A 1,996-nucleotide genomic window follows, 5' to 3' on the forward strand; every position below is an offset into this window, starting at 1 on the left:
CCACGTCACGGGGCCAGCCCGAGTCGGCGGCGGCGGAGAGGTAGCGGCTCAGGGCGTACCGCAACGGCCGCAGCGCGTTGGCGTCCGGGCGCTCGGTCTCCGGCACGCCGTGCGTCAGGACGGTCAGCGCCTCGTCGAGCTGCGCCACCGCGGTCGGGGCCGCGAGCGCCGGGCGGCTCGAGTGGAAGTAGTCGAGCGCCGGGTAGGCGAGGTGCTGCTCGGCCGAGGTGGCGACGGCCGGCAGGAGGCCGATCAGCTGCTGCTCGAACATGTCGCTGAACCGGTCGCCGACCCACGCGCGGGCGACCATCTCGGGGGCGGTGTCGCCCAGCGCGTGGATCTGCACGGCGAGGGCGCGCCGGGAGACGACCGCCGACACCACGGAGATGAGGTAGGTGATCGCCAGGGTGACGATGAAGAGGCCGCAGAAGCTCGCGAGGGCCGTCACCTCCCGCCACTCGGGGTCGTGGGCGACGAAGTCGCCCGTGCCGAGGGTGAACAGCGTGAAGCCGGTGAAGTAGACGACGTCGGCCGCGCCCGCGGGGACCCGGGTCGTGGAGTCGACCACGCTGCCCGACCCGGCGAGGACCAGGGCCCATCCCGTCCACAGCAGCAGGACCCACGTCAGCACCGTGCCGACGAGGAGGACCGACCCCACCCCGGTGAGGAACGACGACTCGTCGTCCTGCCGGTGCCGGCGTACGGCGACACGCCAGCAGACCCCGACGACCCGACTGGTGAGTGGCCCGGCGCCCGCCGACACCGACAGGGTCGTCATCAGGGCGTCGACGAGGACCCCGAGGACGACGAGCGCGCCGGCGACCACCAGCAGGACGTCGAGCGGTGTGTTGTCGAGCACGGGGAGTTCCTCCGGTCGGTACGACGGGTGGGCGGACCCCCGGTACCCGCGCGCGACCGACCCGGCGCGGTGGACGCCGGCGCCCGGAGCCGCGGTGGGCGGGGGGACATCCGGACCCCGGAAATGACTCCGGCCCGGGGAATCGTGTTCGATTCCCGGGCCGGACCTTGTAGCGGGGGCAGGATTTGAACCTGCGACCTCTGGGTTATGAGCAGTTCTCGCGGCGTGTCGCGGCACCTGTCGCTGAGCGGCAGATTCGCGTAAACTCGCAGGTCAAAGGCCACTTTTGATTCCACTGCCGTCCGTGTCGATCCAGCGCCATCCGGCAACGTTTGCGGACAAATTGCGGACGAGGGAGGTGGACTTACACCGCGAAAGAGGTCGCTCCAGGAAAGAGGTCGCAGATGGCTTGGGTCAAGGAACGACACGGTGCCCGCGGCACCACCTACACCGGCTGCTACCGCGACCCCGACGGCCGCGAGCGGTCGGCCGGATCGTTCCCGTCACGCCGCGAGGCACTGCGGGCTGCCCACCGGGAGGAGCAGCGGGTGCTGTCCGGCTCCTGGCACGACGCGAGCCAGGGCGAGAACACCTTCTTCGACTATGTCGAGAAGGAGTGGCTCCCCCACAAGCACCTCGAGGTGACGACGCGGGCCTCCTACGTCTCCTACCTGAACAAGCAGTTCTATCCGGCGTTCGGGAAGAAGAAGCTCAACAAGATCTCGCCGATGGTGATCCAGGACTGGGTGACCACGGCGTACGACGAGGGTCTCTCGCCGCGCTCGATCAAGAAGTACCACGTCTTCCTGTCCTCGATCTTCCGTCGGGCGGTCCGCGACCGGGTCCTCGTCTACAACCCGTGCGACCACACTGAGCTGCCGAAGGTGATCGCGCGGAAGTCGCGGACCCTGACGCCAGAGGAGTTCGAGCGACTCGTCGCCGCGGTGCCAGTGCAGTACCGGCTGATGCTGGAGACGTTCATCGAGACTGGCATGCGCTGGGGCGAGCTGATCGCGCTGCGGCCTCGCCACATCGACTTCCTGCGCCGCACGATCAGCGTGGAGGAGACGATCGTGGAGACCTCGAAGGCCCACTCCCCCACCGGCGAGCGCTTCATCGTCAAGCCCTACCCGAAGA

Annotated in this window: 2 protein-coding genes; one reads left to right on the plus strand and one right to left on the minus strand. The window is 69.2% G+C overall.

From position 1 onward, the window contains the following. A partial coding sequence (locus KK617_RS18560) for an ion channel (protein WP_277501669.1) occupies window positions 1-859 on the minus strand: 859 nt, incomplete at its 3' end. A 404-nt stretch (window positions 860-1,263) separates the two neighbouring features. Here KK617_RS18560 and KK617_RS18565 point away from each other — a divergent pair. Further along, window positions 1,264-1,996 (plus strand): tyrosine-type recombinase/integrase (locus KK617_RS18565; RefSeq protein ID WP_277501670.1); only part of this gene is annotated, 733 nt, incomplete at its 3' end.

The sequence above is a fragment of the Nocardioides sp. ChNu-99 genome (assembly GCF_029493445.1).
Lineage (GTDB): Bacteria > Actinomycetota > Actinomycetes > Propionibacteriales > Nocardioidaceae > Nocardioides.